The 24,967-nt window shown below is 69.2% G+C and carries 26 protein-coding genes and 2 pseudogenes; 15 read left to right on the top strand and 13 right to left on the bottom strand.

What is annotated here, in order from left to right; genetic code table 11:
- Positions 1-58: 58 nt before the first annotated feature.
- The 6 genes from chlG (at position 59) to MKK84_RS30155 (ending at position 6,183) form a co-directional block, all read left to right on the top strand.
- The gene (chlG, locus tag MKK84_RS30180; RefSeq protein ID WP_243925876.1) at positions 59-943 is read left to right on the top strand and encodes a chlorophyll synthase ChlG; all 885 of its coding nucleotides are present in this window, start codon (positions 59-61) and stop codon (positions 941-943) included.
- Positions 943-2,286, top strand: a complete 1,344-nt coding sequence (locus tag MKK84_RS30175; RefSeq protein ID WP_243925874.1) for a BCD family MFS transporter — start codon at positions 943-945, stop codon at positions 2,284-2,286. Before chlG ends, MKK84_RS30175 begins: the two co-directional genes overlap by 1 nt.
- Before the next feature lie 235 nt (positions 2,287-2,521).
- Positions 2,522-3,697, top strand: a complete 1,176-nt coding sequence (locus MKK84_RS30170) for a geranylgeranyl diphosphate reductase (RefSeq protein ID WP_243925872.1) — start codon at positions 2,522-2,524, stop codon at positions 3,695-3,697.
- Positions 3,694-4,197: a TspO/MBR family protein gene (locus tag MKK84_RS30165; RefSeq protein ID WP_243925870.1), complete on the top strand. Its 504-nt coding sequence runs from the start codon at positions 3,694-3,696 to the stop codon at positions 4,195-4,197. The genes MKK84_RS30170 and MKK84_RS30165 overlap by 4 nt, the downstream gene beginning before the upstream one ends.
- Positions 4,197-4,559, top strand: a complete 363-nt coding sequence (locus MKK84_RS30160; RefSeq protein ID WP_243925869.1) for a hypothetical protein — start codon at positions 4,197-4,199, stop codon at positions 4,557-4,559. Before MKK84_RS30165 ends, MKK84_RS30160 begins: the two co-directional genes overlap by 1 nt.
- 31 nt (positions 4,560-4,590) lie before the next feature.
- Complete coding sequence (locus MKK84_RS30155; RefSeq protein ID WP_243925867.1) at positions 4,591-6,183, top strand: cytochrome c; 1,593 nt, start codon at positions 4,591-4,593, stop codon at positions 6,181-6,183.
- 18 nt (positions 6,184-6,201) lie between these two features.
- On the opposite strand, the gene MKK84_RS30150 is transcribed toward MKK84_RS30155, so the two are convergent.
- The 3 genes from MKK84_RS30150 to MKK84_RS30140 form a co-directional block, all read right to left on the bottom strand.
- Complete coding sequence (locus MKK84_RS30150) at positions 6,202-6,642, bottom strand: hypothetical protein (RefSeq protein ID WP_243925865.1); 441 nt, start codon at positions 6,640-6,642, stop codon at positions 6,202-6,204.
- Positions 6,643-6,713: 71 nt separating this feature from the next.
- Positions 6,714-7,322: an acyl-homoserine-lactone synthase gene (locus MKK84_RS30145; protein WP_243926010.1), complete on the bottom strand. Its 609-nt coding sequence runs from the start codon at positions 7,320-7,322 to the stop codon at positions 6,714-6,716.
- A 99-nt stretch (positions 7,323-7,421) separates the two neighbouring features.
- A complete protein-coding gene (locus MKK84_RS30140; protein WP_243925863.1) occupies positions 7,422-8,153 on the bottom strand; it encodes a helix-turn-helix transcriptional regulator in 732 nt (243 codons plus the stop codon).
- Positions 8,154-8,283: 130 nt separating this feature from the next.
- Between MKK84_RS30140 and MKK84_RS30135 the strand changes: the two genes are divergently transcribed.
- The 3 genes from MKK84_RS30135 (at position 8,284) to MKK84_RS30125 (ending at position 9,779) form a co-directional block, all read left to right on the top strand.
- Entirely contained in the window at positions 8,284-8,550 is a 267-nt protein-coding gene (locus MKK84_RS30135; protein ID WP_243925861.1) for a hypothetical protein, read from the top strand.
- Positions 8,551-8,710: 160 nt separating this feature from the next.
- The gene (locus MKK84_RS30130) at positions 8,711-8,884 is read left to right on the top strand and encodes a YqaE/Pmp3 family membrane protein (RefSeq protein WP_243925859.1); all 174 of its coding nucleotides are present in this window, start codon (positions 8,711-8,713) and stop codon (positions 8,882-8,884) included.
- 151 nt (positions 8,885-9,035) lie between these two features.
- Entirely contained in the window at positions 9,036-9,779 is a 744-nt protein-coding gene (locus tag MKK84_RS30125) for a dienelactone hydrolase family protein (protein ID WP_243925857.1), read from the top strand.
- A gap of 60 nt (positions 9,780-9,839) precedes the next feature.
- Here the strand turns inward: MKK84_RS30125 and MKK84_RS30120 are convergent, their stop codons facing one another.
- Both MKK84_RS30120 and MKK84_RS30115 read right to left on the bottom strand, forming a co-directional pair.
- Complete coding sequence (locus MKK84_RS30120; protein WP_243925855.1) at positions 9,840-11,339, bottom strand: murein L,D-transpeptidase family protein; 1,500 nt, start codon at positions 11,337-11,339, stop codon at positions 9,840-9,842.
- Positions 11,340-11,484: 145 nt separating this feature from the next.
- Positions 11,485-12,669: an MFS transporter gene (locus tag MKK84_RS30115; RefSeq protein ID WP_243925853.1), complete on the bottom strand. Its 1,185-nt coding sequence runs from the start codon at positions 12,667-12,669 to the stop codon at positions 11,485-11,487.
- Between the two features lie 272 nt (positions 12,670-12,941).
- Between MKK84_RS30115 and MKK84_RS30110 the strand changes: the two are divergent.
- From MKK84_RS30110 to MKK84_RS30100, 3 genes and pseudogenes are all read left to right on the top strand, one after another.
- Positions 12,942-13,222, top strand: a pseudogene (locus tag MKK84_RS30110) (type II toxin-antitoxin system RelE/ParE family toxin).
- A gap of 13 nt (positions 13,223-13,235) precedes the next feature.
- Complete coding sequence (locus tag MKK84_RS30105) at positions 13,236-13,592, top strand: HigA family addiction module antitoxin (RefSeq protein ID WP_279599784.1); 357 nt, start codon at positions 13,236-13,238, stop codon at positions 13,590-13,592.
- Between the two features lie 36 nt (positions 13,593-13,628).
- Positions 13,629-14,541 (top strand): annotated as a pseudogene (locus MKK84_RS30100) (LysR family transcriptional regulator).
- 67 nt (positions 14,542-14,608) lie between these two features.
- On the opposite strand, the gene MKK84_RS30095 reads toward MKK84_RS30100, so the two are convergent.
- From MKK84_RS30095 to MKK84_RS30070, 6 genes are all read right to left on the bottom strand, one after another.
- Positions 14,609-15,073, bottom strand: coding sequence for a GNAT family N-acetyltransferase (locus MKK84_RS30095; RefSeq protein ID WP_243925851.1), 465 nt, complete (start codon positions 15,071-15,073; stop codon positions 14,609-14,611).
- A gap of 73 nt (positions 15,074-15,146) precedes the next feature.
- Positions 15,147-15,878 carry a DUF1796 family putative cysteine peptidase gene (locus tag MKK84_RS30090; RefSeq protein ID WP_243925850.1) on the bottom strand — a complete coding sequence of 244 codons (732 nt, stop codon included), beginning with the start codon at positions 15,876-15,878 and terminating at the stop codon, positions 15,147-15,149.
- Positions 15,875-16,837, bottom strand: coding sequence for an acetyl-CoA carboxylase carboxyltransferase subunit alpha (locus MKK84_RS30085; protein WP_243925848.1), 963 nt, complete (start codon positions 16,835-16,837; stop codon positions 15,875-15,877). The genes MKK84_RS30090 and MKK84_RS30085 overlap by 4 nt, the downstream gene beginning before the upstream one ends.
- 106 nt (positions 16,838-16,943) lie before the next feature.
- Positions 16,944-18,152 carry a DUF2252 family protein gene (locus MKK84_RS30080; RefSeq protein WP_243925847.1) on the bottom strand — a complete coding sequence of 403 codons (1,209 nt, stop codon included), beginning with the start codon at positions 18,150-18,152 and terminating at the stop codon, positions 16,944-16,946.
- 404 nt (positions 18,153-18,556) lie between these two features.
- Positions 18,557-19,930: a PleD family two-component system response regulator gene (locus MKK84_RS30075; protein WP_243925845.1), complete on the bottom strand. Its 1,374-nt coding sequence runs from the start codon at positions 19,928-19,930 to the stop codon at positions 18,557-18,559.
- Positions 19,931-20,061: 131 nt separating this feature from the next.
- Complete coding sequence (locus MKK84_RS30070) at positions 20,062-20,433, bottom strand: response regulator (RefSeq protein WP_007560977.1); 372 nt, start codon at positions 20,431-20,433, stop codon at positions 20,062-20,064.
- An 80-nt stretch (positions 20,434-20,513) separates the two neighbouring features.
- On the opposite strand from MKK84_RS30070, the gene MKK84_RS30065 reads away from it, so the two are divergent.
- Positions 20,514-20,810, top strand: coding sequence for a DUF3572 domain-containing protein (locus MKK84_RS30065; RefSeq protein ID WP_243925843.1), 297 nt, complete (start codon positions 20,514-20,516; stop codon positions 20,808-20,810).
- A 165-nt stretch (positions 20,811-20,975) separates the two neighbouring features.
- On the opposite strand, the gene MKK84_RS30060 is transcribed toward MKK84_RS30065, so the two are convergent.
- Together MKK84_RS30060 and MKK84_RS30055 are read right to left on the bottom strand one after the other, a co-directional pair.
- Positions 20,976-21,911 carry a cell envelope integrity EipB family protein gene (locus MKK84_RS30060; protein WP_243925841.1) on the bottom strand — a complete coding sequence of 312 codons (936 nt, stop codon included), beginning with the start codon at positions 21,909-21,911 and terminating at the stop codon, positions 20,976-20,978.
- A 142-nt stretch (positions 21,912-22,053) separates the two neighbouring features.
- Complete coding sequence (locus MKK84_RS30055; protein ID WP_243925839.1) at positions 22,054-23,898, bottom strand: ABC transporter ATP-binding protein; 1,845 nt, start codon at positions 23,896-23,898, stop codon at positions 22,054-22,056.
- Positions 23,899-23,999: 101 nt separating this feature from the next.
- On the opposite strand from MKK84_RS30055, the gene MKK84_RS30050 reads away from it, so the two are divergent.
- A complete protein-coding gene (locus tag MKK84_RS30050) occupies positions 24,000-24,581 on the top strand; it encodes a helix-hairpin-helix domain-containing protein (protein ID WP_243925838.1) in 582 nt (193 codons plus the stop codon).
- Positions 24,582-24,686: 105 nt separating this feature from the next.
- Positions 24,687-24,929, top strand: coding sequence for a type II toxin-antitoxin system VapB family antitoxin (locus tag MKK84_RS30045; protein ID WP_243925836.1), 243 nt, complete (start codon positions 24,687-24,689; stop codon positions 24,927-24,929).
- Positions 24,930-24,967: the final 38 nt, after the last annotated feature.

Genomic DNA, 24,967 nt, shown 5'->3' with positions numbered 1-24,967 from the left:
TTCGCCGTCAAATGTAAATCTGGCTTGACACTTTGGCGCGCCCCGGTAGCCTCCCGTCATGAGCGCTACGCCCGCCCCGAGCGCAGTCATCGAGCTGCTGAAGCCGCTGACGTGGTTCGCACCGATGTGGGCGTTCGCCTGCGGGGTGATCTCGTCCGGCCAGCCGGCCAGCGGCCAATGGCCGGTGATCGCCGCCGGGGTGCTGCTCGCCGGGCCTTTGGTCTGCGCGACCAGCCAGGCCACGAACGACTGGTTCGACCGCCATGTCGATGCGATCAACGAACCGAACCGGCCGATTCCCTCCGGTCGGATCCCGGGCCGCTGGGGGCTCTACCTCGCGGTGGCCTGGACCGGGCTGTCGCTGGTGGTGGCCGCCGCGCTCGGGCCCTGGATCCTCGGGGCCGCTCTGTTCGGGCTGGTGCTCGCCTGGATCTACTCGGCGCCGCCCGTCCGGCTCAAGCGCAACGGCTGGTGGGGCAACGCCGCGGTGGCGCTCTGCTATGAGGGGCTGCCCTGGTTCACCGGCGCCGCCGTGATGGCCGCCGCCCTGCCGGACCGGCGGGTTCTGCTGGTGGCACTCCTCTACGCAGCCGGCGCCCACGGCATCATGACGCTCAACGATTTCAAGTCGGTCGAGGGCGACCGGCGCATGGGCCTGCTGTCGCTGCCGGTGCAGATGGGCACCGAGCGGGCCGCCCGCTTCGCCTGCCTGGTCATGGCCCTGCCGCAGGTCGCCGTCATCGCGCTGCTCGTCGGCTGGGAGCGGTACTGGCATGCCGGCCTCGTGGCGGCGCTGCTCGCCGGCCAGCTCGCCCTGATGGTCCGGTTCCTCGACAATCCCCGGGAGCGGGCGATCTGGTACAACGGCACAGGTACCACCCTCTACGTCCTCGGCATGCTGGTCGCCGCCTTCGCGCTGCGCCCGCTGGTGGGAGGGGCGTGATGGGCACTTCGGATCGGATCGCGCCTGAGGCGACCCTCGGCTGGCCCCAGATCGTCCGCCTCGGCCTCGTCCAGACCGCGCTCGGCAGTGTCGTCGTGCTGATGACCGCCACGCTCAACCGGGTGATGGTGGTGGAACTGGCCCTGCCCGCCTTCGTGCCCGGTCTGCTGGTCGCCCTGCACTACGCCGTGCAGGTGCTGCGCCCGCGCTGGGGCTACGGTTCCGACCGCAGCGGCCGGCGCACCCATTGGATCGTCGGCGGCATGGCTGCCCTCTGCCTCGGCGGGTTCGGGGCCGCCTGCGGAACCGCGCTGGCCGCCGACCACCTCGCCCTGGGGCTGGCCCTCGCCGCCCTCTCGTTCCTGTGCGTCGGGATGGGGGTCGGCGCCGCCGGAACCTCGCTCCTCGTCCTGCTGTCGGGGGGCGTCGCGCCGGCCCGGCGGGGGGCGGCCGCCACCATCGTCTGGGTGATGATGATCGTCGGCTTCGCGCTCACGGCGCCGCTCGCCGGCCATTTCCTCGATCCGTTCTCCGGCCTGCGGCTTGTCGCCGTGTCGGGCACGGTCTCGCTCATCGCCTTCTGCATCGCCGCCCTGGCGGTCGCCGGTGTCGAGCGCCGCCTGCCGCTCCGTGCGCCGGAGCCCGCGGAGGCGCGCCGGCCGTTCTTCACCGTGCTCGCCCAGGTGCTGGCCGATCCGGTGGCCCGGACCTTCACGATCTTCGTCTTCGTCTCGATGCTGGCCTACAGCGCCCAGGAGTTGATCCTGGAGCCCTATGCCGGGCTCGTCTTCGCCATGAGCCCCGGCGCCACCACCAAGCTCGCCGGACTCCAGCATGGCGGCGTGCTCGCCGGGATGCTGCTGGTGGCGGGGGTGACGCTCGCCGCGCGTGGCACCCCCCTCGCCTCCTTGAGGCTCTGGATCGCGCTGGGTTGCGCCGGCTCGGCCGCCGCCCTGTTCGCCCTGGCGAGCGGCGCGGCTTCGGGGGCGGATTTCCCCCTGCGCGAGACGGTGTTCGCCCTCGGCGTCGGCAACGGCGCCTACGCGGTCGCCGCGATCGGCTCGATGATGGCGCTGGCCGGCCGCGGCGACGCGCGGGAGCGCGGCACCCGGATGGGCGTCTGGGGCGCCGCGCAGGGCGTCGCCTTCGGGGCCGGCGGTTTTCTCGGTGCGGTCTCGGTCGATGCGGTGCGGCTCGTCACGGCCGAGCCGGTCCAGGCCTACGCGGCGGTGTTCGCCGCGGAAGGATTGCTGTTCCTCGTCGCTGTCGTCCTGGCGGTGCGGCTCGAATCCACTCCGGCACCGGGCGCGGTTTCGCTCGATCCTGCCTTCAGCGCGCGGTGAGGCCATGGCACAGTTGGATGATGGCGGCCATCTTTCCCCTCCCCCCTCTGCAGGGGAGGGTACCCTGCGCAGCAGGGGGGGAGAGGGGCAGCGCGACGCTGCGGGTTTCAACTCGCGGAGTGACTTTTCCGGCACCGGCGCTCCCCTCCCCCGACCCGGCCTGACGGCCGGCCCACCCTCCCCCGCAGAGGGGGGAGGGAGAAGCGGCGGTGGTGACGCAGCCTACGACGTCGTCGTGGTCGGCGGCGGCCCGGCCGGAGCCACGGCGGCGACCGATCTCGCCCGGGCCGGCCACACGGTGCTGCTCCTCGACAAGCCCGGACGGATCAAGCCCTGCGGCGGCGCGATCCCGCCCCGGCTGATCCGCGACTTCGCGATCCCCGATTCGCTGCTCGTCGCGAAGATCCGCGCCGCCCGCATGGTGGCGCCGAGCGGCAAGGCCGTCGACATGCCGGTCGGCGAGGGCTTCGTCGGCATGGTCGACCGCGAGCAGTTCGATCCCTGGCTGCGCGCCCGCGCGGAACAGGCTGGCGCCGCGTTGCGCGAGGCCGCCTACGAGAAGATCACCCGGTCGGACGATGGGGCGACCCGCGTCCATTTCAGCACCGGCGCCGGCGAGTCCCTCGCCCGCCACACCGTCCGGGCGCGGCTCGTCATCGGGGCCGACGGGGCCTGCTCGCCGGTCGGCCGGGCCGAGGTTCCGGGGCACGCCAAGATGCGGCAGGTCTTCGCCTATCACGAGATCCTCCGGGTGCCGGAGGCCGGCGCCCCCGGGGCCGATTCTGTCGATGCCGCCCGCTGCGATGTCTACTATCAGGGCCGCCACTCGCCCGACTTCTACAGCTGGATCTTTCCGCACGGGGACAGGCTGAGCATCGGCACCGGCAGCGCCAAGAAGGGTTTTTCCCTGCGCTCCTCGATCCGGGCCCTGCGCGTGGCAACCAACCTCGATGGCGCCGAGACGATCCGCCGGGAGGGCGCGCCCCTGCCGCTCAAGCCCCTGAAGCGTTGGGACAACGGCCGTGACGTGCTGCTGGCGGGCGATGCCGCCGGCGTGGTCGCGCCCGCCTCCGGCGAGGGGATCTACTACGCCATGCTGGGCGGCCGGCTTTCGGCCGATGCCGCCGCCGCCTTCCTCAAGACCGGCGACGCCAAGGCCCTCGCGGGCGCGCGCAAGGCTTTCATGAAGCTGCACGGGCGCGTGTTCTGGATCCTCGGGATGATGCAGTGGGTCTGGTACCGCAGCGACGGCCTGCGCGAGCGCTTCGTCTCGATCTGCCGGGACAAGGATGTCCAGCAGCTCACCTGGGACAGCTACATGAACAAGGAGCTGGTCCGGGCCAAGCCCGCCGCCCATGCGCGGATCTTCTTCAAGGACCTCGCGCATCTGTTCCGCTGGGTCTCGCCATGACGGTTTTGGGACTCGACGCCAGCTGGGGGCCGGCTGCCGTCGCGGCCGTCGCCGCAATACTGGTGGCGCTCGCCGGCGGCCTCGCGACCCGGACGGATGCGTGGTACCGGCATCTCCAGGTCCCAGCCTGGAAGCCGCCGGACTGGGCCTTCGGGCCGGTCTGGACCGTGATCTTCCTGCTCACGACCATCGCCGCCGTGATGGTCTGGAACGCCGATCCCGACCCGGTCGCCCGGGGCGTGTTGCTCGCCGCCTACGCGGTGAACGGGCTGCTCAACATCGCCTGGAGCGTGCTGTTCTTCCGGTTCCGCCGGCCGGACTGGGCGCTCGCCGAGGTCGCGGCCCTGTGGCTGTCCATCGCCGTTCTGGTTCTGGTCACCGGCCGGATCTCGGTCGCGGCTGGGCTCATGAACCTGCCGTATCTCGCCTGGGTCAGCGTCGCCGCCTGCCTGAACCTGCGGATCGTGCGCCTCAACGCACCCTTCGGCCACGCTGCGTAATGGAGGCGTTGCTGGCCTCTTGGTTCGCGTCTGGCCGGATCATCGACGGCATCCTGCTGCTCGTCGGGGCCGAGGCGCTCCTCCTCGTGTGGCTCAGCCGCCGGGGTGGGCCGCCGCTGCCGGCGTTGCTGGCCAATCTCGCCTCCGGGGCCGCCCTGATGCTGGCCCTGCGGTCGGCCCTGGTGGGAGCCGGCTGGATCGTGGTCGCCGGGTGGATGCTCGCCGGGCTTGTGGCTCACCTCGCCGATCTCGGCCTGCGCTTCCGGGCGCCCACGGCACAACGCCGCAGTCCGGGTCACACGCCGGCCGAGGCCGGAACAACGCAGCAAACGGCCGCGTTCACGCGCGTCACCCGCTTGTAAGAACTCTAAAGTCCGCCCGGGAGAGGATGCCATGAAGCGCACGAATGCCCTCTCCCCCGGCTGGGCTTCCGCCCCGATCCTGGCGGGCCTGATCCTCGCGACGCCCGCTCTGGCGCAGGACGGGTCGTCCGACCCGGTCGAGCGCGGCAAGTACCTCGTCACCATGGGCGATTGCGCGGCCTGCCACACGGCGCCCGGCGGCAAGTATCTCGCCGGCAACTACGCGCTGAACATGCCCTTCGGCGTGCTCATGACGCCCAACCTGACCCCCGACAAGGATACTGGGCTCGGCAACTGGAGCTACGACGACTTCGAGAAGGCCTTCCGGCACGGCTACAGCAAGAATGTCGGCTACCTCTACCCGGCCTTCCCGTTCGGCTGGTTCACCAAGGTCACCGACGACGACACCAAGGCGATCTGGGCCTATCTGCAATCGGTCCCGGCGGTAAACGAGAAGCGCCAGGACAGCCAGATCCCGTTCCCGTTCAACGTCCGCACCGCTCTGGTGACGTGGCGGACGGCCTTCTTCACCGAGGAGCGCTTCAAGCCCGATCCGAATGCCAGCGCCGAGGTCAACCGCGGCGGCTATCTCGTCGAGGGGCTCGGCCACTGCGCGATGTGCCACAACGAGAACAAGCTCGTCGGCAATTCGAGCTTTGCGGGCCGGTTCGGCGGCGGCGTGATCGACGGCTGGTACGCCCCCAACATCACGCCGGACGGCCACCAGGGCATCGGCGCCTGGACCGACGAGCAGGTGGTGACCTACCTCAAGACCGGTACCGCCCCGGGCGACCGGCCGGGCGTCGCCGCCGGCCCGATGCGCCAGACCATCATGGAATCCCTCTCCAAGGTGAAGGAGGAGGATCTGAAGGCCATGGTGGCTTATCTGCGCACCGTGCCCGCCAAGCAGACCTACAAGCCCAAGGACCTCGCGGCGTTCGACACGGCCGGGGCTCCGGGCGCCTCGACCTATCTGACCTACTGCTCCTCCTGCCACCAGCCCGACGGCAAGGGCCTTCAGGGCGCGGTGCCGGCGCTGGCCGGCAACACCTCGGTGATGTCGGACGGCCCCGAGACGGTGCTGCGGGTGATCTATGGCGGCCTCGCCGCCCAGAGCGGCCTCGCCCCGATGGTGGCGATCGGCCAGCAGATGACCGATGTCGAGGTGCGGAACGTCACCGACTACATCCGCAATTCCTGGGGCAACAAGGCCCCGGTCGTGACCGGCGAGAAGGCCTCCGAGGCGCGCGCCGCCACCCGGACCATGCTGTCCGGCACGGCGCCCTGCGCGGAGATCGAGCAGGATCAGCTGAAGTCCGCCTTCGACCAGATCGGTGTGCAGAACACCCTCAAGGGCCTGAAGCAGCAGGACTTCGTGCCGACGCTGGTCCGACTGGTGCCGCAGATCAAGGGTGCCGCGGCGGGGGCCAACGACGATGACGTGGTCAACGCCCTGACGACGGCGTTCTGCAAGGTCGGGCGCGACGATCCGCAATATGCCAACCCGAGCTGGCCGGCGGTGATCGGCACCTTCGCCAACGTCGCCTACAGCCAGGTGAAGAACCCGGAGAAGCAGGCTGTGAACGTGCCGGCCGCCACCACGCCGCCGACCAGCAAGCCGTGAGGCCGAATTCGGCGCCGGTCAGATCTGTGTGACCTGGCCGATGCTGGCCACGGGCCTAACCGCGACCGGCAGGCTCTGCGTCATGACCAGGGCGAGTCGGACCGCGTCCCGGACGGCTTCGTGCTTCAGCATCGAGACCGGGGGGGCGCTGGGGTCGTCGGCGTTCATCAGGCTCGGCAACCCGCTCTCGCACATCCATCCCAGAAGGTTTTCAATCCGAGCCTCGACGGTCAGGTCCGCATCGACCTCGGCGTCGAGGAGACCACGGCGCTCGAGCTCGCCGTTGACCTGCTCCGCGAGCCGCAGGAAATGCTGGCCGATATCCTCCAGGGTCGTCGCCAACTGGAACGGGAGATACGGCGAGCCACAGAGCTCATCGACCATGCCGCTGTAGATCGGAAGCGCCGCCTCTCGATAGGTGCGAAGGAACAGCACGGTATGCGCGGGAGATGAGGGCATCGGTTCTGCCTTTTGCGTGCGGGGAATCGGTTATCAGGAGACCAGACCAGTTCTTTCAGCCGGCGTGTCGTTCAGGGTGGCCTGTGGAACGCCAGCCGCGAGCCGGGCCAAGCCGCGAAGGCCGCATCGGCCGCCTCCAGGGTGCGGGCTGTGATCCGGGCGTAGACCGGCACGAGGAGGGCACCGGCGTACAGCGTCGGCAAAGCCAGCGTTTCGACGTCCCAGCCGGTGTCGAGCAGCCGTCCGACGAGTGCGGGGTGGGTCTGGACGAGAAGGCCTTCGAGATCGAGCGCCTCGGCGACGCGGGCGACGGCGCCCATGAAGGCGTTCGAGAAGGCGTTCGCTGCGCCGTGCTCCCGCTTCCGGGGCAGGACCGATTGGCGCGTCCACTCGTAGATCCGGTGCCCCGTTGGGGCTTTCGCGCCCTGCATGAGCTCGGGATAGAGGTGGGACAGCAGGTGGGGCCGCGTCGTCGGCAGGAGGCGCGCATACGATACGATATGGCCTTCGTCCCTGCCGACGACGTGGATACTACCGGGACCGTCGAACTGATCGCGTTCCCGATTGTCCGGCCTGCGGCACGCCTCCCATCCCAGTGTCTCGACGAAATATGAATGACGAAATCTATAAATATGATCCAATACTGAAGGATAGTTCCGTTCGATATCCCCATGAACCATCGAGAACATCGTTTTTCTCCGTGTAGACACACGAATAATTTGCCTGGCAACTCGTTACTCGGATATGGGAAACATTACCGACCCCAACGCTACGTGAATTTAAGCGATTATTCTCCTTCTTATGGCCTCGGCGACACAATGTGTGCGGCCGACCGCGTGTAATTTGGTGCAGGCGTTGGCGAGGTGATGTTCAACAGTTCTTCTTGATATGGATAGAATAACAGAGATGTCCCAGGCTGTTTTTCCGGCAGCCGACCATTTCAGGCATTCCACTTCGCGGGCCGTCAGGTCACCCCGCGTCCGCGCATCCGGCTCGACCTGTGCGTGGCGATGCATGATCGCCTTCGCCGTGGAGGCAGCGTAGATCGCGATCATGTGCAGGGCGGCCTGCTCGTCCGTCGAGAGTTCGAGACGCGCGCCGCCGAAGCTGATGCAGGCCTCGCTGCCGTCGTGCTGATGGAAGGGGACGCAGAAGCCCTCGCGCAGCCCGAACACGCGTGCTTCGTCCATGACGACGCGGCCCTCGGTCTGGCCGGTGGCCGCCTCATGCCAGAAGAAGGGATCGATAACGCCCTTCAGGTGCCTCAGAACGGGATCGACGTGGATGAAGCCTCGGGCTTGGTAACGCTGCTCCCACTCGCGAGGCCAACCTGAGAGCACAGTGCAATCCGGAAGGATTTGCCTCTGTGATCGTGGTAGAAACCCAACTACGAATGCGTCGTATCCGAATGTCGTTTTATGAAAACTGAGCTCTTTTTGGATATCACCCAAGTATTGTGATTGGCGTATCTTGTCGAGAATGTCGAACGTGGTTTGACGAAGGCTCGTCATTGGCGCATGATTTCATAGTTTGAATCGCAAGTATGTCTGATTTGATACATATCGGGCAGATTGATGGCATTCATAAAAATGTAGGGGAGATATTTCCAAAAAAATCAAATTCTTTAGACGGAGAATCGATATGTATACGGATCGATTGACCTTAAGTTTACTTCAGAAGATCGCGGCGGCGAACGGGACTGATATCGATGCTTTCCTCGGGCCCCGTCGAAGGCCGGATTGGGACGGCACTGCGCAGCGCCGCGGCATCTATGAGCGCGTCGCGATGCTGCTTCGCGTCGTCCGGGCCTATCGGGCTCTTCCGGGCTTCGAGAGTCGCCGTCGCGCCCTCTGGATGATGGAGGCGATGGCAGCGCGTGCGAAGGGTATGCATGGCGAAAGCCCGTAATTGCGGGCAGCGGCCACTGCCCTTCACCGCGGAGGGCGCTCCGTCCAGCGGCTGCAGCGGCCCCGGGAGCAGAAAGCGCTTTCCCCGAAGTGTTCCTGGAACGGACACGATCGCGCTTCGTTTGAGCGTGACTCCCTCAGGACCCCAACCCGGAGTGCCCGTGTCCAGTCTGATTCGCATCCTTCTCGCCATCTTCATCCCGCCGGTTGCGGTCCTCGTCACCAACGGCTTCGGGCTGCAATTCCTACTGAATATCGTGCTCTGGATCCTCGGCTGGCTTCCGGGCACCATCCACGCCCTGTGGTTGATGAATCGCGACCGGCCGCTGCTCTGAAACGACAAGGGCCGAGGCAGCGGTGCTTAGGCTGGCGGCGTACGGCGCAGAGCGCTTGGCCTCGTCGATCTGAGGCGAATCGCGATCGAACTGTTCGTAGACGTAACACCGTCGCGGCGGACATCGCGGATGTCCGGCCCGGGAGCACCTGATGCCGACCGAACGCGTCACGATCCGAACGCGCGACGGCGATTGCCGATCGCACATCGTCACGCCGGACGGCGTAGGCCCGTGGCCGGCGGTGATCCTCTACATGGATGCCGGCGGCATCCGCCCGGCGATGCGCGACATGGCCGAGCAACTCGCCGCGGCCGGCAGCGTCGTCCTGCTGCCGGATCTCTTCTACCGCTACGGTCCGTACGGCCCGTTCGTGCCCAAGGAGGTGTTCAAGGGCGACTTCCGCGCCATCCTCGGCCCGTTGATGGCAACGACCGGGAACGACAAGGCCGCAGCGGATACGGAGGCCTTCCTCGCCTACCTCGACACGCGCAGCGACATCACGGGCCGCGGGATCGGTGCGGTCGGCTTCTGCATGGGAGGCGGCATGGCGCTGGCTTCGGCCGGAACCTACCCCGACCGGTTCGCGGCCGTCGCGAGCTTTCACGGCGGCAATCTCGCGACCGACGCGCCGACGAGCCCTCACCTGTTCGCGCCGAAGCTGAAGGCGGAGATCTACATCGGCGCGGCGGAGAACGACGGCAGCTACCCGCCCGCGATGGCCGAGCGCCTGGAAAAGGCGCTGACGGAGGCCGGCGTTCGATTCACCGCCGAGACGTATCCCGCAGCGCATGGCTGGATGATGCCGGACTTCCCGGTCTACGACCCCGCCGCGGCCGAGCGGGGTTGGGGCGCGCTGCGCGAGCTGTTCCGCCGGACCCTGCGCGCCGGCCCGTGACGGTGAGTTCCGGTGAGGCCGGATTCGCCTCGCCGCAGGTCGTCCTCCGTGGCGCTTCGATCAGGGCTTGGCCTTGTCGGCCTCGCCCTTCCTGAGAACCGGCTTGGCCTCGACCTTACCCGCTACCTTGGCTTCAACCTTGGCGGTCTTGACCGCGTGCGCCTTGGCGATCGGCTTCGGGGCAACCTTCTCGGCGGCGTGAGCGAGCTTGACCGGCTCAGGCATCAAAGTGGCGTCGACCGCCGGGGTCGGCGGAGTGACCGAGGCCGGGTCGTCCTTGGCGAACAGCTTGCCGAATACCTTCTGGTAGCTGCTCGGATCGCCGTCCGCGTCCGCCACGGTGATCCGGGCGGGCTTCTCGGGGAGCGCTGCGGTCGTCTCGACCTTGGCTTCGGGATCGGCGCGGTTCGCCATGAGTGTCGTGGCGGCGGGCCTCTGCAGCGGCTCCTTGCCGGGGGGGCGCCCCGCCTTGGCGGCCTTGAGGGGGGCCGCCGGCTCGGCGCCGGCCAGCATCACCGGCTGGCCCTTCGGGCTGACCTCGATCTCCTGCGGCCCGGCCGCCAGGGTCTCGGGCCGGCTCACGTCGCCGAGATTGTGCCGCCCGTATTCCTTGGCGTCGTACGGCAACACCGTCTCGGTGCCGCCGAGGCTCGCGAAGGCGCTGGTATTGGCCGGCGGCCGGAAGACCGGGTTCTGTCCGCCATCCTGGTAGACGACCCGCACCGCCGGCGTGCCCTTGGAGACCAGTTCGGCCACCGCGCGCGCGTCGCGCTCTCTCTTGTCCGCCACCTGCGGATCGACCTTCGGCTTGCACGAACCGGCAGCTGCGTCGGCGCCGCCGAACACGTATTTGGTCCCGCACTGACCGATCTTCGGCTCCTCGCGCAGGGCCTCGAAATAATCCGAGCCCTCCTTGAGGTTCTGCCAGAACCCGATGTTCGGGTCGTTGCGGAACTTGGCCATGTTCTCGGCGGTCATCCGGAACGGGTAGGACTGGAACTGGAAGCTGCGCTGACCGCCGATGAACGCCTCGCGGGCGATGGCGTAGATCTCCGCGATGGTGGCGTCGGTCATGGCGAAGCAGCCCGCCGACGAGCAGGTGCCGTGCACCATCAGATACTTGCCGGTCCGGTTGTTGGCCCGGTCGACGGCATTCGGGAAGCCGGTATCGAACGAGAGATAGTACGAGGAATTCGGGTTCATCAGGCCCGGGGTGATCGTATAGAACCCCTCCGGCGCCTGCCGGTCGCCCTCACGGGTCTTGGGGCCGAGCTGGCCGGACCAGCGGCAGATCGGGTAGATCTTCAGGAGGGCGTAGCGGCCGTCGCTGCCCTTCTTCCAGACCTCCATCTCCGCTTCCTTCTTGAAGGTGCGGATCAGGACAGGGTCGGATTGCTGCATCCCCTTGGACTGCATCAGCGCGACGGTCTGTGGGGCGATCGGCGCGATGCTGCGCGCACTCGGGCCATTGATGCCGGACCCGTCCTGGCAGGCAGCGAGGGACAGGGCCAGCAGGGAAGCGGCCGCCAACATCCGCGCAGTCGCGAGACGCGCCGTCATGGGGAACCTCAATCGTCCTACGTGCGCCCGCGGACCTTTTCGGCAACCGTCGAGCGCCACTCCCCAACCCAATAGGCTCGTTAAGCTTGCGCCTTTCTTACCGCAAGGACGCTGGCGCAACACTGCACCGCTCTCTGGCAGGGCATCAGACCGATCCGCGGATCGCCGCGGCTCCGGCGGACCGTGGCCGGCTGCCGCGGCGGAGCCACAGGATCAGGAGCAGGGGCATCGCCGCCAGGGCGGCCCCGGCGAGCGGCAAGGCCGGGAGTCCGAACCCGGCATCGATCACGCCGCTCCCCACGGCCGCCCCAATGGCGTTGCCGAGGTTGAAGGCGCCGATATTCATGGCCGAGGCGAGATTCGGAGCCGCGCCGGCCTTCTCCATCACCCGCATCTGGAGCGGCGGGACGATGGCGAAGCTCGCCACGCCCCACAGCACCATCAGGATTGCAACCGACGCTGGGCTGCGCATCAGCCCGGCGAACAGCACGAGGATGGCGATATGGGCCGCCAGCGCGGCCAGGATCGTCCCGTCGATGGAGCGGTCGGCGAGGCGCCCGCCGAGCCAGTTGCCCGCAGCGAGGCCGATCCCGTTGAGGACCAGCATCGCTGTCACGAGGGATGTCGTGGCCCCGGTCTCTGTATGCAGGATCGGCACGATGTAGGTGAACAGCGTGAACATCGCGCTGAAGCCGATCGTGGTGAGGGCGAGGGCGGCGAGCACCGGCCCGCGGCCGAGCACGCGCAGCTCGGCCCGCAGGTCGGCGCCGGGCTCCGCCCTCAGCTCCGGCAGTGCGAGGCGCAGCGCCAGCATGGACGCGGCGCCGACGCCCGCGATGCCCCAGAATGCCAAGCGCCAGCCGAATTCCACCCCGATCCAGGCGGCAAGGGGCACGCCGCCGATCAGCGCGACGGTGAGCCCCGAGAACATGGCGGCCACCGCGGCGGCCCGACGCTCGGGCGGCACGATCCCGGCGGCCACGACGGCTCCGACCCCGAAGAACGCGCCGTGATTCAGGGACGTCACCAGCCGGGCGACGACCACCATGGCATGGCTGTCGGCGAGCGCCGCCATCAGGTTGCCGAGGGTGAAGATCGCCATCAGCCCGACCAGCAGACGCCGCCGGGGCATGCGGGCGGTGGCGAGCGTCACCAGCGGCGCGCCGACCTGGAGCCCGAGCGCGTAGGCGCTGACCACGAGGCCCATGGCGGGGATCGAGACGCCGAGATCCCCGGCCATGAGGGGCAGCATCCCCATCGGGGTGAACTCGGTGACGCCGATGCCGAAGGCGCCGATGGCGAGCGCCAGAAGGGGTGGGTTGAGCGCCACGAATCCGGTCTCCGGTTGTTCCGGAGATGCAGGTGGCCGATTCGGCTTCGGGGCAGTAGCCCGCTGTGCGGATCAGGATCTGTGCGCGCACGGCACGAATGTCGTCGGTGGGGGATTTCAAGGACTGCGAAAACGCAGACCGAGCCGACTTGGGCTGCGCACCATGAGGTCTATCCGAGAGATCGCGGCCGCGAAGAGGATCCTGAGACGAGAGCCTTGACGGAGGGCTTCGCGCGAGACCAGATGTTGCACTCACTGCAACGCACTGTCCGATGATCCTCAGCTTCCACGACAGGTACACGGAGGCGGTTTTCGCAGGACGCTGTCCGAAGGGTTTCCCCGCCGATCTGTTCAGGCGGCACGGAGCAAGCTGATCCTGCTCGATGCCGCGGCGTCCTTGGACGATCTCAAGCGGCCGCCGGGAAACAAGCTTCACGCCTTGAGCCAGGATCGGGCCGGGCAGCACGCCATCGCTGTCAACAAGCAGTTCCGGATCTGCTTCATCTGGACAGAAGGCGGGCCGAGGCGCGTGGAAGTCACGGATTATCACTGAGGAGACACCTCGGATGTCAAATACCATCGAGACCATCGCGGATCTCCACTGGGCCTTCGATGCCGCGGACGCCTTCGACAGTGTCCCGCCGGTTCATCCCGGGGACATCCTGCGCGTCGAGTTCATGGAGCCGTTCGACCTCTCGGCCGGCGCGGTCGCGCGCGCCATTGGCCTGCCGCGCTCGCGGATCGAGCGGATCGTGAAGCGGGAAATCGGGATCAGTACCGATACGGCGCTGCGGTTGGCGCGGCTGTTCCGGACTTCGCATCAGTTCTGGCTCAACCTGCAGAGCCAGTTCGAGAGTGCGACGCTCCTGCCCCGGATCGGCGATGAACTCGCACGTATCACGCCTATGCCGGAGGCCGCCTGATCGATCCGGGCCGGAAGCCCTCCGGGATTGCCGCGCATGCCACACGACAAGGTCGACCGCGCCGGGGAGATGGCGGTGTTCCTGGCGGTGGTGGAGGCCGGCAGCCTGTCCAAGGCAGCGCGCCGGCTCGGGCTGACGCCATGGGCGGTCAGCCGGATCATCGTCCGGATCGAGGGACGGCTCGGCGTTCAGCTCCTCGTGCGGACCACCCGGAATCTGCGCCTTACCGCCGAGGGCGAGACTTACGGGCGGGCCGCGCGCCGCATCCTGGCAGATCTCGACGAGACTGAAGCTACGCTCGCCGACCGCGGCTGCCCGCGCGGATGGGTCCGGGTCAGCGCCGCCACCGCGCATGGGCGCCTCGTGATCGTGCCGCTGCTGGCGGACTTCGTCGCGCGCATCCCGGTATCACGGTCGAGATCGACCTCAGCGACCAACTCGCCGACGTTCTGGGCGGCCGGGCCGACGTGGCGATCCGGTTCGGGCCGTTGGCCGACACTCCGCTCACCGCCCGTCGGCTCGGCGAGACCGGCCGGACCGTGGTGGCATCGCCCGACTACCTCGCCCGGGCCGGAACGCCGTGCCGGCCGGCGATCTGGCGCGGCACAACGGCCTGGATTTCAGCTTCCGCCGGGCCGAGCCGGGCTGGCCATTCCGGGAGGACGGGCGGGATTTCGTCCAGCCGGTGACCGGTACGGTCGCGGCCAACAACGGCGAGACCCTGGTGCAGCTCGCTCTGCGGGGCGTCGGCATCACGCGAGTCGGCAACTTCCACATCGCGGACGACCTCGCCACCGGCCGGTTGGTCGCACAGCTGGAGCCGTTCAATCCGCGGGACCGTGAGGCGATCCACGCGGTGTTCGTGGGCGGCCCCGCCATGCCGGCCCGCGTGCGGGTGCTGGTGGATTTCCTGGTCGAGCGGATGCGCGGGGGCAGCGCAGGGCCGTGACGGGTTTGCGGCCCCCTTCAGGGATAGCTGTTGTCTCGGACGCGAAGGGGTGGCGGCCGGACCGCATTCAGAGCGGGCGCTTGTAGCCCAGATGCGACGGCTCGAAGCCGAGCCGTTCATAGAACCGGTGCGCGTCCACCCGCCTCTTATCCGTCGTCAACTGGACCAGCGTGCAGTCGCGGGCGCGACACGTGTCGATCGCCCAGGCCAACAGGGCTTCGCCGAGCCGTTCGCCGCGTCGTTCGCGGGCGATGCGGACGCCCTCGATCAGTCCCCGCTTCGATCCGTTGCGGGAGAGGCCCGCGATGAACGTGAGTTGCAGGGTTCCGACGATGTGCCCGTCGATCTCCGCGATGCATAGCAGCTGATGCGGGTCGGCATCGATCTCGGCGAACGCATCGCGGTAGCGGTGCGATGCCGTCTCCCACGGCGCCTCGCGGGCCGATCCGAGTTCGTCGTCGGCCAGCAATGCGACGATCGCGGGGAGGTCCGACAGGACGGCCCGGCGGAATTTCAGGTCGGAACGGATCATCGTCCATCGGCCTCCGTATCGTCGGCGCGATCATCGCCCCGTCGCGCCTCACATGGATGGCCGCCGCAGTCGCTCAGCCGAACAGCGCCGGCTGACGTCCCGCCTCCGCGCGGATGATCTCCACGAGCGCCGCATCGTCCGCGGGGTCGGCCAGGCGCAGGCCGACCGGCTCCGAGGGGGTCTGCACGGTGAGCCAGCGGAGCGTCGGCCGCAGGTCCACGGCCTCGACGATCTCCATCCGCGGATGCCCGGTCTCGAGCTGCAGGAAGGTCAGGTGGTTGCGGCTCGCCCGCTGACCCAGGAGGTCGTCGATCGCCTCGACCACGGCCCGGGGCGTGTGCAGGTGGCTCATCATCCAGAGCCGGTTATCCGTGCCCGGCGTGTCCAGCGCCGTCCGGACCCGGCGCACGCCCTCGGCGAGGAAGGCGTAGTCCGCCGCGTTCGCCGCCGGGTCGTGGTGGTTGAACACGCATTCAAGCCCGTGCCGCTCCCGGTAGAGCCGGTGGCGCCCGCGCCAGATGTCGGGGCCGCGCCGCTCCGCCTCCGGAATGCTCTCCAGCTGGTCCCGGTCGAGGAGGGCGGAGAAATCGTCCGTGAGGCAGTCCCGGGCCATGCCGGGCATCGAGAAGATCCAGTCGAGCGGGCCCGACCACTGGCGCAGGTCCAGGGTCTTGAGCACGTGCGCCATCTGGCAGTTGCAGCCCAGCGAGATGTGGTTGTGCGGGCCCGGCTCCCGCGCGTCGCGCCGGCCGAGCAGCCGCCCGATCGCACCGAACAGGCCCCCCGTCGCCCCGGGTTCGCTCACAGGGCTCGGCCGATCGCCAGGAACTTTTCCGCGCGCCGGTCGCGGATCTCGTCGGGTGCGAGGCCGTCGAACTGGGCGAGCGATTCGGCGATTGCGTCGCCCGCCACGCGGATCGCCCCCTCCCGGTCGCGATGCGCCCCGCCGGTGGCCTCCGGGATGATGCCGTCGATGACGCCGAGCCGCAGCAGGTCCTGGGCGGTGATCTTCATCGCGGTGGCGGCGTCCGAGGCGCGGCCCTGGTCGCGCCACAGGATCGAGGCGGCGCCCTCGGGCGAGATCACCCCGTAGATCGCGTGTTCCAGCATCAACACCCGGTTGGCGGTGGCGAGCGCGATCGCGCCACCCGAGCCGCCCTCCCCGATCACCACGGCGACGTTGGGCACGCCCAGCGCGAGGCAGGCTTCGGTGGAGCGGGCGATGGCCTCGGCCTGCCCGCGCTCCTCCGCCTCGATGCCCGGATAGGCGCCGGCGGTGTCGACGAAGGCGATCACCGGCAGGCCGAACCGATCGGCGGTCTCCATCAGGCGGACCGCCTTGCGGTAGCCCTCGGGCCGGGCCATGCCGAAGTTGTGCCGGAGCCGCGCCTCCGTGGTGGCGCCCTTCTCCTGACCGAGGACCAGGACGGGGCGGCCGCGGAACCGGCCGAAACCGCCGAGAATCGCCTCGTCCTCGCCGAAGCTGCGGTCGCCGGCGAGCGGGGTGAACTCGCTGATGAGCCCGCCGCAATAATCGACGAAATGCGGGCGCTGCGGGTGGCGGGCCACCTGGGTCTTCTGCCAGGGCGTCAGAGCCGCGTAGATCTCGGCGAGCGCCTGGCCGGCCTTGGCCTCCAGCCGGCCGACTTCCTCGGCGATCGAGACCGCGCCGTCGCGCGCGCTCACGGCGCGCAGTTCCTCGAGCTTGGCCTCCAGCTCGGCCACGGGCTTCTCGAAGTCGAGGTAGGTGCGCGTCACCGCCATCGTGTCACAGGTCTTCCCGGGATCCGCCGCAGCGAGGCGGCGGGCGCGAGGTGTTGGCGATGGCGGGGGTGGTGTCAACCGGCCTGTGGCCCGAGCCTGGTCCGACTCAGCCGTGCGACAGGTCCTCGCGGGCGATCCGGTAGCAATGCTCCAGATAGCCGCGCTGGTGTGCGCCCATCAGGTCGGTGACCACGGACCACAGCCAGCCGGGGGCGTCGGGGCCCGGGCCGGGGGCGCGCACCGTATCGATCCAGGTCCGGCGGGTGGCCTCGTCCATCTGCCGGCCGTGCGACCGGCCGAGGATCGCGGCGAGGTGCCCGGCGACGCGGACCGCTTCCTGCCGGGAGAACTGCTCGGCGTCGATCTTGAGATCCTGCGGCATCAGCTCACGGACCGTGACGGGTTTGCCCAGGACATGGCCCGACACCATCCGGTCGCCGAGCTGCGGCGACAGCGCCCGGGCGCCCGCCACCACGCGCGCCGCGTGGTCGGCCGGCATGGCGGCATCGCGGGCGGCCGGGGCGAGGTAAGGGACCGCTTCCTTCACGTCGAGGAGCGCGCGGTGCGGGTGCGCGCCGCCGCGAATTTCCACGAGGCCGGCATAGCGCAGGCGGCCGAGCGAGCTGCAGCCCTTGATCCAGTAGGCGGCGTCGAGCAACCGGATCTCGGCCTCCGTCGCGCCGCCGCCGAGCGTCAGGACGAGCCGGTGCACCGCCGGATCGTGGATGAGCGCCGTGAGGGAATCCCGCTCGTCGGGCTCGAGGTCGAAGAACCGGCGCCCCCGCGGCAGGCGGTCGGTCCTGCCCTTCAGGCGTTCGCGGGACAGGTGGCGCCAGCGCCGGCCGAGCGCCCGGCGCTTCGTGGTGGCGACGATCTCGGATTCGGCGAGGTCGCGCTCGGCGCCCTCGGGGTCGGCGGTCCCCTCGGCGTAGCCGATGGCCATGGCGTCCATCATCCGGGCGGTGACGATGCCGGGGAGCGTCGCGTTCAGCGCCGCGGTGACCAGGGAGAGCGCCAGCCGCACGAGGTCGAAGGCCGGGTTCGCCACCACGGTCTGATCGAGGTCACGGATCGCGATGCCGATCCGCCCGTCGGCATCGGCCACCGCGCCGAGATTGCCGAGATGCGCGTCGCCGCAGATCCAGATCGGCGGCCCCTCGGGCAGGGTGCCGGCCGGCATCCGGGCGATCAGGTCGTAGAAGCGCGCCGTGGTGCCGCGGACATAGGCGTGCGGCGAGGAGGCGATCTTGCACAGGCGGCGCTGCTCCAGCACGCTCGCGTCACGGCCGGGCCGCGCCGGCACCTGCATGTCCATCCGGTCGTCCGCTCCGCAACAGGCCGGCCGGGCGCGGGGCCCGGCACGGGGATCCGATGATACGGCCATCCTAGGGTTTTCATCCCTAAGCGGGGGTAAGCGTTTTGACGCGGCGGGCGTTTTCCACCGCGCCGATCCTTGGGGCACTGTGGTTGGCACCTGCCGCCCGACGTGCGTCCCTCCGATCCCGATCCCGTGACCCACGGTACACGACAAGCGTCGGCCGACAGGATCGGCGAGCGCGACCGGGCCCCTCGCTCGCACGGGAGCGGGGACCCACGCCTCGTTCGGGGACAATGGCGGCCCTGTCGCGGACCGTGCGCGGTACAATCCTGCGCAGCCCTGAGCGCGTGCCCGGAAACGCTGTCTTGTGCCGAACCGGTATCCGTGTCGGCGGAGGGCGCTCAGGCCGCCTGGAGCTCCACCCGGTTCCGCCCCGCCGCCTTGGCCCGGTAGAGGGCGAGATCGGCCCGCCGGAGCATGTCACCGGGATCGGCGTCGTCCGCATGCCGCACGGCGACGCCGATCGAGACCGTCACGCCGATGGAGCGGGTCGCCCGCTGCACCGGGAAGGGCACGGCCTCGACCCGCTCGCGGATGCGCTCCGCGATCGCCTGCGCCTCGGCGAGGCCGGATTCCGGCAGGATCACAACCACTTCCTCGCCGCCGTAGCGCGCCACGATGTCGACCGGCCGCGTGTGCTGGCGGACCCGGTCGGCGAAGCCGCGCAGCACCTCGTCCCCGGCCTCGTGGCCGTAGCCGTCGTTGATCCGCTTGAAGTGGTCGATGTCGAGGATGAGGGCGGCCAGCGCCGCCCGCCGGGGGCCCGGCTCCGAAAACACCGCGCCGAGATGGTTGTCGAGGTAGCGCCGGTTGTGCAGCCCGGTCAGCGCATCGGTCACGGCCATCTGCAGCGACGCCTGCATCGCGCCCCGGAGCGCGTCGGTGAAGCGCCTGCGCTTCACCTGGGTGCGGGCGCGGGCCATCAGCTCGTTGCGGTCGACCGGGCGCATCAGGAAGTCGTGCACGCCGAAATCGAGGCCGCGCACCACCCGGGCGCGATCATGCTCCTCCGCCAGCATGATCAGCGGCATGGCGCGGGTCCGGTCCAGCGACCGGAGCTGGCTGCACAGGCGCAGGCCGTCGAATCCGTCGAGGTCGAGGCTGACCAACGCGAGGTCGAACCCCCCTTCGGCGGCCAGCACCAGCGCCGCCTGCGGATCGGGCTCGATCGTCACCGTATGGTGCTGGCGCAGGGCGCCGGCGAGGCGCTCGGCCGAGCCGGGCCGATCCTCGATCAGCAGGATCCGGGCATCGAGTCCGGTCTCGGCGGCGGCGAGCGCCAGGGGATCGCCGATCCCGAATTCAGCGGATGCCAGCGCCCGCTGGCGCAGCTCGTCGGTCACCGCCTTGAGGCGGACGAGGCTGCGCACCCGGGTGAACAGGGCGGTGTCGTCCACGGGCTTCGTCAGGAAATCGTCGGCGCCCGCGTCGAGGCCGCGCAGGCGGTCCGAGGGCTGATCGAGGGCCGTGACCATCACCACCGGGATATGGGCGGTGACCGGATTGCTCTTGAGGTGACGGCAAACCTCGAACCCGTCCATGCCGGGCATCATCACGTCGAGCAGGACGAGGTCGCACAGGCCCTTCTCGCAGATCGCGATGGCGTCCGGGCCGTTCATGGCGACGATTGTGTCGAAATATTCCAGGCCGAGCTTCGTCTCCAGAAGCTTCACGTTCGGGAACAGGTCGTCGACGATCAGGACGCGGGCCGACATGGTTCCTCGCTGACGCGTGGCAGGGCGGCCCGGGACGGGCGGGTCGGGAGACGGCCGCGCATCGAGACAGACGGTTGAGGTTGCCCCCCGCTCGGTCGGGGGGCAACCTCAACGGTGCGCCCCGTCCGGGGTCACCGCGGCTCAAGATACGCGCGAACCGTTGCCAAAAACTTCGCGACCGAGATGGGCTTGGACAGGTACGCCTCGCATCCGCCCTCGCGGATCCGCTCCTCGTCGCCCTTCATGGCGAAGGCCGTGATGGCGATGACCGGGATGGACTTGAGATCGTCGTCCTCCTTGAGCCACTTGGTGACTTCGAGGCCCGAGACCTCCGGGAGCTGGATGTCCATCAGGATCAGGTCGGGGTGATGGGCGCGCGCCAGCTCGATCGCCTCGATGCCGTGGGCGGTCTTGAGCGTCGCGTAGCCGTTCGCCTCCAGGAGGTCGTTGAACAGCTTCATGTTCAACTCGTTGTCCTCGACGATCAGCACCGTCTTCTTCATGATCCGTTGTCCCGGTGCTCGCCGATCATGATTAGCGGGCGGTGAAGCCCCTCCATCACCTTTGTAGCGTTCACATGTTGATGAATGGCAAACCTCTTCAAGGGGATGAAGCTGCCGAGCAGCTCGCCCTCGACGTTCTGCTGTGGATCACGGGGGAGGAGGACCGCCTCCTGCCGTTCCTGGCGGCGACGGGACTCGGCCTCGATACGCTGCGCGAAAGCGTCCGGGAGCCGGCCTTTCTGGTGGGCGTCCTCGACCACGTGATGGGCGACGAGAACGTGCTCCTCGCCTGTGCACAGGCGCTCGAGGTGAAGCCCGAACGCATCGCCGCGGCGTGGCAGCGGCTGTCGCCAAGGCCGGATGACGAATGGGCGTGAGGCGGACGTCGCGCTCCTCGCCCTTGCGGGGAGGAGTTTGGGGATCGCAGATCTGGCGTGGGGGTGGCGCTTGTTTCTCGAACCTTTGGCGTCCGGCAGTGAAGCGTGAATCCGGTCGCCCGCAGAGGGGGGAGGGAGAGCCGCGCGTCTGCCTTTGATCGTTCCTCAGGGCGTGCAGCCCTTCCCCGCGTCCTTGTCGCCCTTCCCTGCGGCGGCGTCGATATCGAGGGTGGTCATGTCGCCCAGGATGGCGAAGTCGCCGTAATCGAGCTTGAGCGCGCCGCTCACGCCGTTCTCGTAGAGGTCGAAGCCGAGGGTGTAGATCGGCGTGCGCTCGCCGGCGCCCTCCGTGTAGTAGCTCAGGCGCACCGGCCAGTGCGGCATGCTGGCGATCGCCCCCTGGCGCAGAGGTTTGTCCCGGGTGGAGCCCGAGGCCGGCGCCGGACCCGTCCCCGTGTGGCCGATTACCGCGAAGGTGTCGTAGATCTTCTTCCCGTCGTCGGACCCGTCGAAGACCTTGACCGACAGGGTCGACTGGCCCGCCCGCGCGGCCTCGATCAGGCGGCGCATGTGCTCGCTCGGGAACAGGACCGGCCCCTCGACGGTGAAGGGCTTGGCGCCGCCCTTCAGCTTCACCGTGACGGCGTTGCCTTGGTCGGTGGCGGTCCCGTCCACCGGGGCGGCGGGCTGATTGTTGGTCAGCGTCGTCGTCTTGAACCGGAACTCCCGACCTTGCCCGCCCTCGAAGGTGGTGCTGCGCATGTCGGACAGGCGTGCGCCGGTCTCGCCAGAGGACAGTTCCGTCACCTGCCGGGTCAGCATCGTGTAGCCGCGGCAGGAATCCCCCCGGAAGTCGATGACGATGCGCCCGCGGGCACTCTCCACCGAGCGGCTGTTGCCGCCTTCGTCGAGCGTGAGGTCGTAGACGGCCCGGTGATTGGCGAGCACGATCCCGGGAGCCGGGACCGGAGGCTGCGGCGAAGCCTGAGCCGGCGCCCCGGGCTCGGGGGCAGGCGGCTCGGAGACGACGGGGGCCGCCTGCGCGCTCCAGGCGGAGACGAGAAGGCCGGCCGTCAGCAGGCGATGGAGGCGCAGGCGCATGGGTGACCTCGGTTCAGAGCCTGTCGCAAAACGCCCGGGCACCGGGCGTTCTCCCTCTGATCGCGACAGCGCAGCGGGAGTTTCGTGAGAGGCTCTCAGTCCGCGGCAGATAGCAGGCTCCGCGAATCGGGCAATCCCAGGGCTACCGGTAGCCCTCGGCCTGGAGGGTGAACAATTCGGCGTAGCGGCCGCCCCGGGCCATCAGGACGGCGTGGCTCCCCTCCTCCAGCACCCGGCCGCCCTCCAGCACCAGGATGCGGTCGGCCATGCGGACGGTGGAGAAGCGGTGCGAGATCAGCACGGCGGCGCGCCCCGCCGAGAGCTCCCGGAACCGCGCGAAGACGTCGTGCTCCGCCTGAGCATCGAGGGCGGCGGTCGGCTCGTCGAGGATCAGGATCTCGGCCGCGCGCATGTACGCCCGGGACAGGGCGATCTTCTGCCACTCGCCCCCCGAGAGGTCGAGGCCGCCCGCGAAGCGCTTGCCGAGCGGCTGGGCGTAGCGCTCCGGCAGGCGCTCGATCACCGGGGCGGCGAGGCCCCGGGCCGCCGCGTCCGCGATGCGATCGGCGTCGGCGGCGGCCTCGATGCGGCCGACCGCGACGTTCTCGCCGGCGGTGAGATCGAAGCGAACGAAGTCCTGGAAGATCGCCCCGATCCGCGCCCGCAGCTCGTCGAGGTCGTAGGCGGGCAGCGGGATCCCGTCGAGGAGCACGCGGCCCTCGTGCGGGTCGTACAGCCGGGTCATCAGCTTGACGATGGTGGTCTTGCCGGCACCGTTGCCGCCGACCAGCGCCACCGTCTCGCCGGCCCGCACCGCGAAGGACAGGCCGCGCAGCGCCCAGGTCTGCGTGCCGGGATAGCGGTAGCCGACATTCTCGAAGACCAGCCCGTCCCGGATCGGGCTCGGCACCGGAGCCGGATCGGCAGACGTGCGGATCTGCGGCCGGATCTCGAAAAAGGCGTAGAAATCATCGAGATACTGGGCTTGGCTCGTGATCTGGGTGAAGCCGAGGAGCATCTCCTTGATGCCGCTGTGCAGGCGCTGGAAGGCACCCGCCAGGAAGGCGAGGTCGCCCACCGAGAACGATCCCGCCACGGTCCGCCAGACGATCACCGCGTAGGCGACGTAATAGGCGAGCGTCCCCAGGCTCGCGAAGGCGAAGCCCCAGCGGGCACGGGCCTTGGCGAGGCTCCGGTTCTCGGCGAGCAGCCGCCCGGCCACCTCGGCATAGAGGTCCGTGACGTAGCGGGAGAGGCCGAACAGCTTGACCTCCTTGGCGGTCTCGACGCTGGCGCCCACGTAGCGCAGGTAATCGAGGCGGCGCCGTTCCGGGCTGCGGAACCACGCGAGGCGGTAGCCGGCCTTGGTGAAGTGCCACTCGTTGAGTACGGCCGGCACCAGGGCGGCGGCGATCAGGACCATCAGCCACGGCGTGAAGGCCGCCACGCCCACCGCCAGGGAGGCCAGGGTCACCACCGACTGGAACTGCCCGAGCACCGTTCCGATCAGGCCGGTGCGGCCGCTGACTTGCCGGCGCGCCCGCTCCAGCCGGTCCTGCTGGGCGCTGTCCTCAAACTGCGCGAGGTCGAGCGCCGCGGCATGGGCCATCAGCCGCAGGGAGGCCGCGTTGGCGTAGAGGTCGCCGATCAGGGTCTCGGTCAGGTTGGTGAGGCGGCCGGTCAGGTCCGAGGCCAGGGCGAGCCCGAACTCGGCCGCCACCAGACCGGCAAGCCGCGCCCGTGCCGGATCGGCGAGCCAATCGGCGATTCCGCCAATCGGCGCCGGCCGGGCGTGCTCGGCCACGATCCCGTCGAGGATCAGCTTGGCAATGTACAGGGACAGGACCGGCAGGCAGGCCGCCACGAGACGCAGGGCAAGGCTTGCGGCCAGCATCCGCGGGCTCGCTGCGGCGATCTCCCGGACCAGGGTCGGCAGATGGCGCAGGGCGCCGAGACGCGAGCCCGGGTTGGCCGCCCGATCCGTCATCGGGGTGTAATCCAGCGCGGAAGAGCGCCGGCTGGTTGGCCGATACGCGACAAAAGCATAAACTGTAGCATTATAGTGGCTTAGACCTCGTCGAGTGATGCGTGCTCAGCGGACCTGCGATCCTCAGAATTTCACTTCTCCTCATCATCGCCGGCCTGCTCGCCGCGGTGGTGCAGTTCCTGTTGCCGAGCCCGGGGCCCGCGCCGGTATCGCCGCCCGCGCGCGCACCCGCTCAAGTGGTCGAGTCACCGACGATCGTCCAGCCGGCACCGCCGACGCCCGCCCCGGTCCCGGCGGCCGGGCCTGATCGGCGGCCGGGCGCTCCCGCGCAGACCGCGACCCCGCCCCAGGCCGCCGTGGCGCCCGCTGCCCCCGGCCAGATGCCGTCCGACGCCCTCGCCTTCCCGTCCGATCCGGTCGCGCCAGCTCAGCCGCAGGGGCAGGAGGCGGCCGGGCAGGCCGAGGTCGAGAAGGCCGAGGACAGCGCCGGCCCCCGGGCCCTGGCGGTGGTCGATCTGAACACCGCGTCGATCGCCGATCTCAACCGTCTCCGGGGCGGCGGTGCCATCGGCCGGGCGATCGTCACCAAGCGCCCGTACGCGTCGGTGGATCAGCTGCTGTCGAAGCGGGTGCTCAGCCGGGGGGTGTACGAGCGGATCAAGGATCAGGTCACGGTGCGGTAGGCGGCCGAGGATCCACCGTATCAAAGCTTCGGCGCTCCGCCACACCGCCTTGCAGCGACCATGGACTGACCATGGGCATATCCCGGATGTTTCAGGGGTATATGCGTGCCGCTCTACGTCAAGGACCCGCAGGTCGATGCCCTGGCGACGCAACTTATGACGTTGCTGGGCACGAGCAAGACGGACGCTGTCCGCCGCGCACTCCAGAACGAGATCGTGCGCCAAACCAGCCAACGGGATCTGGTTGGGTGGACGTCGGATTTCGTCCGTGCGCTCCATCTACGAGCCGGACCAAATCCGAAGCCAGTCGACAAGGCGTTCATCGACAGCCTCTACGCGCGCGGATGAGGCCGCTCCCAATGTTCGTGGACGTCTCGGCCCTCACA

The organism is Methylobacterium sp. E-065 (assembly GCF_022829605.1).
Taxonomy (GTDB): Bacteria; Pseudomonadota; Alphaproteobacteria; order Rhizobiales; family Beijerinckiaceae; genus Methylobacterium.
This window is presented reverse-complemented; position numbering and strand designations above follow the sequence as displayed.

What these genes read in the sequence shown, in the direction of transcription:
- chlG (WP_243925876.1), top strand. Translation starts at nt 59, where the DNA reads ATGAGCGCTACGCCCGCCCCGAGCGCAGTCATCGAGCTGCTGAAGCCG.
- MKK84_RS30175 (WP_243925874.1), top strand. Translation starts at nt 943, where the DNA reads ATGGGCACTTCGGATCGGATCGCGCCTGAGGCGACCCTCGGCTGGCCC.
- MKK84_RS30165 (WP_243925870.1), top strand. Translation starts at nt 3,694, where the DNA reads ATGACGGTTTTGGGACTCGACGCCAGCTGGGGGCCGGCTGCCGTCGCG.
- MKK84_RS30160 (WP_243925869.1), top strand. Translation starts at nt 4,197, where the DNA reads ATGGAGGCGTTGCTGGCCTCTTGGTTCGCGTCTGGCCGGATCATCGAC.
- MKK84_RS30155 (WP_243925867.1), top strand. Translation starts at nt 4,591, where the DNA reads ATGAAGCGCACGAATGCCCTCTCCCCCGGCTGGGCTTCCGCCCCGATC.
- MKK84_RS30150 (WP_243925865.1), bottom strand. Translation starts at nt 6,642, where the DNA reads ATGCCCTCATCTCCCGCGCATACCGTGCTGTTCCTTCGCACCTATCGA.
- MKK84_RS30145 (WP_243926010.1), bottom strand. Translation starts at nt 7,322, where the DNA reads ATGGTTCATGGGGATATCGAACGGAACTATCCTTCAGTATTGGATCAT.
- MKK84_RS30140 (WP_243925863.1), bottom strand. Translation starts at nt 8,153, where the DNA reads ATGACGAGCCTTCGTCAAACCACGTTCGACATTCTCGACAAGATACGC.
- MKK84_RS30135 (WP_243925861.1), top strand. Translation starts at nt 8,284, where the DNA reads ATGTATACGGATCGATTGACCTTAAGTTTACTTCAGAAGATCGCGGCG.
- MKK84_RS30125 (WP_243925857.1), top strand. Translation starts at nt 9,036, where the DNA reads ATGCCGACCGAACGCGTCACGATCCGAACGCGCGACGGCGATTGCCGA.
- MKK84_RS30120 (WP_243925855.1), bottom strand. Translation starts at nt 11,339, where the DNA reads ATGACGGCGCGTCTCGCGACTGCGCGGATGTTGGCGGCCGCTTCCCTG.
- MKK84_RS30105 (WP_279599784.1), top strand. Translation starts at nt 13,236, where the DNA reads ATGTCAAATACCATCGAGACCATCGCGGATCTCCACTGGGCCTTCGAT.
- MKK84_RS30095 (WP_243925851.1), bottom strand. Translation starts at nt 15,073, where the DNA reads ATGATCCGTTCCGACCTGAAATTCCGCCGGGCCGTCCTGTCGGACCTC.
- MKK84_RS30085 (WP_243925848.1), bottom strand. Translation starts at nt 16,837, where the DNA reads ATGGCGGTGACGCGCACCTACCTCGACTTCGAGAAGCCCGTGGCCGAG.
- MKK84_RS30080 (WP_243925847.1), bottom strand. Translation starts at nt 18,152, where the DNA reads ATGGACATGCAGGTGCCGGCGCGGCCCGGCCGTGACGCGAGCGTGCTG.
- MKK84_RS30075 (WP_243925845.1), bottom strand. Translation starts at nt 19,930, where the DNA reads ATGTCGGCCCGCGTCCTGATCGTCGACGACCTGTTCCCGAACGTGAAG.
- MKK84_RS30070 (WP_007560977.1), bottom strand. Translation starts at nt 20,433, where the DNA reads ATGAAGAAGACGGTGCTGATCGTCGAGGACAACGAGTTGAACATGAAG.
- MKK84_RS30065 (WP_243925843.1), top strand. Translation starts at nt 20,514, where the DNA reads ATGAATGGCAAACCTCTTCAAGGGGATGAAGCTGCCGAGCAGCTCGCC.
- MKK84_RS30060 (WP_243925841.1), bottom strand. Translation starts at nt 21,911, where the DNA reads ATGCGCCTGCGCCTCCATCGCCTGCTGACGGCCGGCCTTCTCGTCTCC.
- MKK84_RS30055 (WP_243925839.1), bottom strand. Translation starts at nt 23,898, where the DNA reads ATGACGGATCGGGCGGCCAACCCGGGCTCGCGTCTCGGCGCCCTGCGC.